Source organism: Methanobrevibacter sp., assembly GCF_045120835.1.
GTDB lineage: Archaea > Methanobacteriota > Methanobacteria > Methanobacteriales > Methanobacteriaceae > Methanocatella.
Genome location: NZ_JBGVFE010000047.1, coordinates 1 through 7,582, shown reverse-complemented (window position 1 = coordinate 7,582; position 7,582 = coordinate 1). Strand labels below are relative to the sequence as shown.

Sequence of the window (7,582 nt, the reverse complement as noted above, 5' to 3'; positions counted from 1 at the left end):
TTCCAGTGTTTTTTTAATCTCCTTTGCAAGGCTCATTCTGTACTGTCCCTCTTTGGAGGATACTAGAATTCCCCATTTTTTTGCATTTCGCGCCTTTGTAATCCTTGCAAATCTAATTCTCAGGATTCTGTCTGCAAATTCATCCATGCTTCTGATTTCTGAGTTGTACGGATCAAGTGCAATGACAGGAGCATTTGAGAATAGCCTGATTCCAAGGGGGTGGAAATTTCCGCTGCCGATGAATAGAATAACGTCAACCTCAAGGTCCTTTATTGATGAGAAGTTACAGCCCAGGACCTGTCCCTTTCTTGTTGATGCAGAGGAACCTAAAATGACCTCTTTGCCGTTGTCTTCCAGAAAATCACGAGTTTCATTAAGTAAATGCAAGTGCTGTGTTGTTGTTACAAGGCCGATTCTTGAAAAACCTTTCAGCTCTTCAAGACATTTTTCAAGGTCTTTTTTAATGTCAATCTTTGAGTAGGCCTCAACAAACAGGGTCGGCACTTCATATTTCAGCGGAAGTGGGGTGTGGCCGTAATGGACAATGAGGTCAACTGAGCCTTTCATTTTCCAGTCTCCAACATCGCATGCTCCAAAGCAGGGGTCGCCGGATATTATTACAATCGCTTCTGTTTCCTCTTCGATTGCTCTGGCTATCTTTGTTGCCTGTGTCTTTAGGCCTTCCGGAAACTGGAGCCCAACGCTTTTTGCATCGAGTGAGTTGATTTTGCGGATAACCCTATCAATATCCATATCATACATTGACATTTTAATCTTCAATTGTCTTTTCTATAACTACCTTGCCGTCAATTACGTCCAGTTTTACAATGGATAGCACATCAACACCGGTTTCCTCTTCAACGATTTTTTTGCCGTCTCCTTTTTCAATGACTGCCACTATTGATTTCAATTCCAAATCAAGATCCTGCAATGTTTTGATAAGTGCCACCAATGTTCCGCCGGTACTTACGACATCATCGATAAGCAGGATTTTTTCACCCGGATGGAGGTCATTTACATAAAGGTTTGATGAACCGTAGCCTGTTTTCTGATAGACTTCTGTTTCCCCATCAAGGCCATATTGTCTTTTACGGATTACAACAAATGGAATGTCGGTTGTGAGGGATAATGCGGTAGCCAGGTGTATTCCCATAGCCTCAACAGCAACAATCTTGTCAATGTCTAAATCAGAATGCTTATAAACACAAAGGGATAGTTCTCTTAACATTTTAGGGTCCATTGCAGGAACTCCGTCACTTATAGGGTTTACAAAATAATTATATTCCCCTTTTTTCACGATTGGTGAATTTTCCAAAGATTTTTTTACTTCCTCTAACATACTCTCACACGAAAATTATTAAAAGTTATATAAATATAAATATATCTTAATATAATAATTAAGTTTTCTAAAGAAGTGATTAATATGCTTGGAAATTTAGGTGAAAATCTTACTAATACAATGAAGAAATTAGTAGGAATGTCTGTTATTGATAAAAAGACAATCAAAGAAGTTGTAAAAGACATACAACGTGCTTTAATTCAATCTGACGTTAATATTAAATTAGTTTTAGATTTATCAAAAAAAATAGAGGCTCGTGCTCTTGAGGAAGAACCTCCAAAGGGCATCACTCCGAGGGAACATGTCATAACCATTATCTATGAGGAAATGGTCAATCTCCTGGGCAGTGAAGCTGCAGGCCTTGACATTAACGAAAGGCCTTACAAGATTCTGTTTTTAGGGCTTCAGGGTTCAGGTAAGACAACAACCATCGGTAAATTATGCAGATACTTGCAAAAGAAGGGTTTCAACCCTGCCGTTGTCTGTACAGACACATGGAGGCCGGCAGCTTATGAACAGCTAAGGCAACTGACCGAAGAGATGGACGTGCCGTTGTATGGGGATCCCAACAATAAGGATGCTTTAGACCTTGCGGCAAAAGGTCTGCAGGAGTTCAAAAACAGGAAGGTCATCATTTTCGATACCGCAGGAAGGCACAAGGAAGAAGCTGACCTGATTGCCGAAATGGATGAACTGGACAATATCATCAATCCTAACGAAGCCATTCTTGTAATTGACGGTACAATTGGTCAGCAGGCAGGTGAGCAGGCAAAGGCATTTTCACAGGCAACAGACATCGGATCAATCATTATTACAAAGCTGGACGGTTCTGCAAAAGGTGGGGGTGCGATGTCAGCGGTAGCCGAAACAGGCGCTCCAATCAAGTTCATAGGTACAGGTGAGCGCGTCGATGACTTTGAGCTATTCGATCCCGAAAGGTTCATTTCCAGATTGCTTGGAATGGGGGATATAAAATCCCTTATTGAAAAAGCGGAAGAAAGCATTGACGAGGATATTGCAGAAAAGACCATGAACAACATGCTGACAGGTAAATTCACGTTGATGGACATGAAAAACCAGTTTGAAATGATGAACAGCATGGGTCCGATGCAGCAGGTCCTGAACATGATTCCTGGAATGGGAAACAAGATTACAAAGGAAGCATCACAAATGACTGAAGAAAAGATTGACAGCTATAAGGTCATGATGTCTTCAATGACCGAAGAGGAAATGCTGAATCCAAAAATCATCAAGCAGTCACGCATTCAGAGGATCGCTCGTGGTTCTGGTGTTGATGAAAGCGACGTTAGGGAATTGTTGAAATATTACAATAACACCAAAAAGACAATGAAAGGAATCGGAAAACGTGGCGGACGTCTTAGAGGCGGAGCCATGAATCGTATGATGGGACAGTTCATGAATAGATAACATGAGTCAATTAGCTAGAGATATTTTGGAAGAAACCGATGGGAAAATCTGCAGGCATTGTCTTGGACGCAAGCTATCCAAATCAATTGAAGGGTCCAACAATACTGAACGTGCAGACAGGGTTTGTGAAGAGTTGGATATCAGTTTGAATGATGTTGATTGTGTCATCTGTGATAATCTGTTTGATAAATTGGATGATGAGCTATATGAAAAGATTGATGCAAAAATCAATCAGTTGGAAGTTGAATTTGATACATTCCTTGTTGGCTCACAAATTCCAAAGGATATACAAAAAAGAGATGAGGAATTATCTGAAAAATTCAATTTAAATGTTGAAACCATTAAAAAGGAAGTCAACAGATTAATCGGTCTTGGAATATGGGAAAGGTATGATAAGGAGGCTGAATTTGAAAGACAGGACATCGTTTTCAGCATAGATTTAAGAAAAGCTCCAAAGGTCAGAATTCAGATTAATCCATTGTATATTGAAGGCAAATACAATAAGTATAAGCGCGGAATACCTCAAACCAAATGGCCATGCACCAAATGCAAGGGAAGAGGATGTGAAGAGTGCAACGGTACTGGAAAACAGTACCCGGAATCTGTTGAGGAATTGATTTCCGAGCACTTCCTGAAATTGACCAAGGGGCGTGAAGCCAAATTCCACGGTGCAGGCCGTGAAGACATTGATGTGCTGATGCTTGGATCAGGCAGACCATTTGTTTTGGAGATAAAGGAACCAAGAATCAGAAATCTCGATTTGGAAAGGTTGGAAAATGAGATAAATGAAATCAATGAGGGCAAAACCGCCTATCACAATCTCAAGTTATGCGAAAGGCCAAGAAAGGCAGAAATAAAGCAGTCCTCCCCCGATACCTATAAGGTTTATCAGGCCATCGTTAAATGTGATGGAGCTTATGACAAGGATAAGCTTGATGAATTGACAAAACTTGGTGAAATCAACCAGCAAACACCGTTAAGGGTTTTAAGAAGGCGTGCGGATATGATTAGGGTTAAGCATGTCCTTGATTTGAAGTATGAAATAATTGACGATGAAAGATTTAAAATAATAATCAAAACAGAAGGTGGCCTATACATTAAGGAATTAATCTCAGGAGATGAAGGAAGAAGCAATCCTAATGTGAGTGAAATTCTTGGAGTTAAGGCAGTCTGTGAACAGTTGGACGTAGTTGAAGTAAGTGAGAAATGATAATATGGCAGAGGAGTTTACACATTTAACAGACAGTGGCGTACACATGGTTGAAGTAGGTGAAAAACCAGATCAGAAAAGAAGGGCAATAGCAAGTGGAAGCATATTTTTGGATAAAAATACCATTTCATTAATTCAAAATGAGGAAATCAAAAAGGGAAATGTCTTAACCACAGCTCAAATTGCCGGAATTCAGGCCGTTAAGAACACTTCATCAATAATACCTCTGTGTCATCCTTTGGCATTGACCGGAATTGAGCTTGATTTTGAGGTAAAGGAAGATGAAATCATCGCAAGATGTGCAGTCAATACCTTGGGCAAAACCGGTGTGGAAATGGAAGCCATTACTGGTGTCAGTGTAGCTTTGCTTACTGTATGGGATATGGTAAAGGCCGTTGAAAAGGATGAGGACGGACAATACCCTGATACAAGAATAAGCGATATTAAGGTTATCAAGAAAGAAAAAATTTAAACTTTATATATGATGAAGAAAATAATTATATTCAGTTATTTTTATTAATTAATTTTATGGAGATTTACTATGGCAAAAAAAGATAATAAGATTTCAATGCCTCAAACCGGTGCAGGTTTGGTAAGGTACTTTGATGAAGAAAGTTTAGGTCCAAAACTTTCACCAGAGCATGTTATTGTTGCTACTATTATTTTAGCAATTTTATGTTTTGTTTTAAGATATTCTGCTTAAGAATATTTTATTACAACCACTACTATTTTTTTTCAGATTTAAATGTTAACCAAAAGAATTATTCCCTGTCTAGATTGTGATTTGCAGGTTCCGGAAGGTCGTGTTGTTAAGGGAGTAGAATTTAAGCAAATCAAATATGCCGGAAATCCCGTTGAGTTGGCAACACGCTACTATGAGGAAGGTGCAGATGAAGTTGTTGTTTTGGACATTACTGCATCTCATGAAAGGCGAGCCACAATGGCCGACGTTATCGACAGGCTAACCGAGAACGTTTTCATGCCGATTTGCGTAGGCGGAGGAATAAGGAAGGTTGATGATTATATAAACATGCTTAAGGCGGGAGCGGACAAGTGCTCAACCAATACAGCAGCTATCAAAAACCCTGAATTATTGTCCGAAGCTTCAAAGGTTGTCGGATCACAGGCGGTTGTTATCGGAATCGATGCAAAGAGAAGATATGTCGAACATCCGGATGACGCAAAAGACAAAACCGTAATAGAAACCGATAAGGGTTACTGCTGGTTTGACACAAGCATCTACGGCGGACGGGAGTTCACAGGCATTGATGCGATTCAATGGGCAATCAGATGTCAGGATCTTGGTGCAGGAGAGATATTGCTTACCAGTATGGATGGGGACGGAACCCAGAACGGATATGACATTGAGCTGAACAGAACAATCAATGATGCTGTTGACATTCCGGTAATAGCCAGTGGCGGTGTCGGCGAGCCTAAGCATATCCTTGAAGTCTTTGAAAAGACTGATGTTTCAGCGGCGCTTGCGGCAAGCATATTCCACTTCAATCAATACTCCATCGCTACAGTCAAGGAGTATCTAAAAGAAAACAATGTGGCAGTACGTTTATGATTATTAAGGCTCCCATAAATTTGGAATTGACTCAAATGTCCGGCCAGACTTCACAGCCTCCCTGGGTGCACATCGGAGATTCATTCACTCAGGCTGTTTTGGTTGACAGCAAGCCGGTTATCTTTGATGTAAGGCAATCCGGCGATTATTTGGATTTTAATTTCAATGGGGACATTTCTCAAAAGGAAGCGGTTTCAAAGTTGAATTACATTTACGATTTGGATTTTGACTTAAATGGATTTTATAGGTATCTTAACAGTCATGAGGAGCTTAAGGACATGGCGGGATTTTGCAATGGCTTGAGACTTTTTTTGGCCCCCGATCCATTCGAGTGCATAATTTCATCAATATGCTCCGCAAACAACTCCATCAAGAGGTGGACACAGTCACTTTCCCAAATCAAGAAAAACTGGGGAATGAGGCATGGAGATTACTATACTTTTCCTCAAAGTTGTGACCTAGCAAAGGTATACTTGGATGAAGAGGATGAATTTAATTCATCAAATATTCAAGATATTGAATCCTGCAGGAATAATCTCAAGAATTGCGGCGTGGGATATAGGGCACCGTACATGAGAAGGGCAAGCGAGCTCTTTACACTTGAAATCGACCTTCGTGAAATTTTTGAAATGTCTTATGACGAGGCTTTTGAAACGATCATAAAGGTTCCGGGAGTGGGTCCGAAGGTTGCAGACTGCATACTGCTTTATGGATTCAACTTTAAGGAGGCATTTCCTTCAGATGTCTGGATAAAGCGAATTGTTTCACATCTTTACTTTGACGGAAAGGACATTTCAGTTCCCAAGGTTCGTGAATTCGGGATGGAGGAGTTTGGGAAAAATGCAGGCTATGTTCAGCTCTACATGTTCCACTATGCGCGGATGTCCGGACTGATGACCAAGTTAAAATAAGATTAAATACATACTATTTTTCATGAAAATCAGATATGCCACAATGATCGTCGATGACATGGAGGAAAGCGTCAGGTTCTACACCGAAACGCTAGACTTTACTGTTGATGAAGTATTTGATGTTCCCGGAGGCAAAATCACACTTCTGGATGGTGACGGTTTTGCAGGAATCGAATTAATCGAAAGTGATGCTTTCGAAACCGGACTCTATTCAATTGGGATGGATGTAGAGGATATCAACAGGGAAATTGAAGAATTGGAAAGCAAGGGAGCCAGCATTGCCTTAAGGCCTGTCGAAACTCAGGTCGGATATATGGCAAGGGTGGTTGACCCTAACGGAATCAACATTGTTTTGGTCCAGCACACAAGGTAATATGAAACCTGAAAACATTATTTTAATTATCTGCACAGTACTGTCGTTTTTCATAGTTTTTGCCGTTAATGCAGTCATGGTTGTAATTCCAACAATAGCGGCGGAATTTCACATGAGCAATATCGTTCAGAACTGGGTTTCAATAATATTCTTTTTGGTTGTGGCGGTACTGTCGGTTCCGGCAGGCCAGATTTCCGGAAAGTACGGCCTTAAGAAGGTCACTATATTAAGCATTATTCTATTTCTTATAATATCAGTTGTAAATGTCTTCGTCACATCATCCGAGCAGTTTTTGGCATGCCGATTCATATTGGGAATCTCCCTGGCATTCATCAACGTTACATCAATGGCAATGCTGGTATCGGCGTTCAGCCCTCAGGAAAGGGGCAAGGCATTGGGAATAACAATCACCGGCGTATATATCGGATTGTCAATGTCGCCGGTTCTTGGGGGAGTTTTGAATTACCAATTGGGATGGAGAGCAGTTGTCTTATTCGGAGTTCCATTCTTGGCTATTATTCTGCTGTTGCTTCTCTTTAAGATAGATGATGAATGGATCACATTTGAAAACATTCCGATTGATTTTAAAGGGTCAATATTTTATGGAATCGGAATGACACTGTTCATATATGGCTTTACAATACTCAATCAGCTATCCGGAGTTTTGCTGACCGCTTTGGGCGTAATATTTTTAATAATATTTGGATGGATCGAGCTAAGGCAAACCCATCCTGTATTCGATATCAGATTT

General features: G+C 40.4%; 10 protein-coding genes. 8 read left to right on the top strand and 2 right to left on the bottom strand.

Translation table 11 applies throughout. The features are described 5' to 3' along the window. Together dph2 and hpt are read right to left on the bottom strand one after the other, a co-directional pair. Positions 1–768 (bottom strand): diphthamide biosynthesis enzyme Dph2 (gene dph2, locus ACJMLO_RS05255; protein ID WP_405294618.1); only part of this gene is annotated, 768 nt, incomplete at its 3' end. 1 nt (position 769) lies between these two features. Further along, the gene (gene hpt / locus ACJMLO_RS05250; protein WP_405294616.1) at positions 770–1,339 is read right to left on the bottom strand and encodes a hypoxanthine/guanine phosphoribosyltransferase; all 570 of its coding nucleotides are present in this window, start codon (positions 1,337–1,339) and stop codon (positions 770–772) included. Between the two features lie 78 nt (positions 1,340–1,417). Between hpt and ACJMLO_RS05245 the strand changes: the two genes are divergently transcribed. The 8 genes from ACJMLO_RS05245 to ACJMLO_RS05210 form a co-directional block, all read left to right on the top strand. Beyond that, complete coding sequence (locus tag ACJMLO_RS05245; RefSeq protein ID WP_405294622.1) at positions 1,418–2,767, top strand: signal recognition particle protein Srp54; 1,350 nt, start codon at positions 1,418–1,420, stop codon at positions 2,765–2,767. Then, positions 2,760–3,977, top strand: a complete 1,218-nt coding sequence (locus tag ACJMLO_RS05240; protein WP_405294620.1) for a tRNA pseudouridine(54/55) synthase Pus10 — start codon at positions 2,760–2,762, stop codon at positions 3,975–3,977. The genes ACJMLO_RS05245 and ACJMLO_RS05240 overlap by 8 nt, the downstream gene beginning before the upstream one ends. A 4-nt stretch (positions 3,978–3,981) precedes the next feature. Further along, on the top strand, positions 3,982–4,449 hold the full coding sequence (moaC, locus tag ACJMLO_RS05235; RefSeq protein WP_405294614.1) for a cyclic pyranopterin monophosphate synthase MoaC: 468 nt from the start codon (positions 3,982–3,984) through the stop codon (positions 4,447–4,449). A gap of 69 nt (positions 4,450–4,518) precedes the next feature. Then, a complete protein-coding gene (locus ACJMLO_RS05230; RefSeq protein ID WP_116592850.1) occupies positions 4,519–4,680 on the top strand; it encodes a preprotein translocase subunit Sec61beta in 162 nt (53 codons plus the stop codon). Between the two features lie 42 nt (positions 4,681–4,722). Further along, positions 4,723–5,547, top strand: coding sequence for an imidazole glycerol phosphate synthase subunit HisF (gene hisF / locus ACJMLO_RS05225; protein WP_405294612.1), 825 nt, complete (start codon positions 4,723–4,725; stop codon positions 5,545–5,547). Next, the gene (locus tag ACJMLO_RS05220) at positions 5,544–6,458 is read left to right on the top strand and encodes a DNA glycosylase (protein ID WP_405294610.1); all 915 of its coding nucleotides are present in this window, start codon (positions 5,544–5,546) and stop codon (positions 6,456–6,458) included. The genes hisF and ACJMLO_RS05220 overlap by 4 nt, the downstream gene beginning before the upstream one ends. 22 nt (positions 6,459–6,480) lie before the next feature. Beyond that, positions 6,481–6,831 (top strand): VOC family protein, encoded by a 351-nt coding sequence (locus tag ACJMLO_RS05215; RefSeq protein WP_405294608.1) that lies wholly within the window; start codon positions 6,481–6,483, stop codon positions 6,829–6,831. A gap of 1 nt (position 6,832) precedes the next feature. Further along, positions 6,833–7,582: MFS transporter (locus ACJMLO_RS05210; RefSeq protein ID WP_405294606.1), on the top strand; the 750-nt coding region annotated here is incomplete at its 3' end.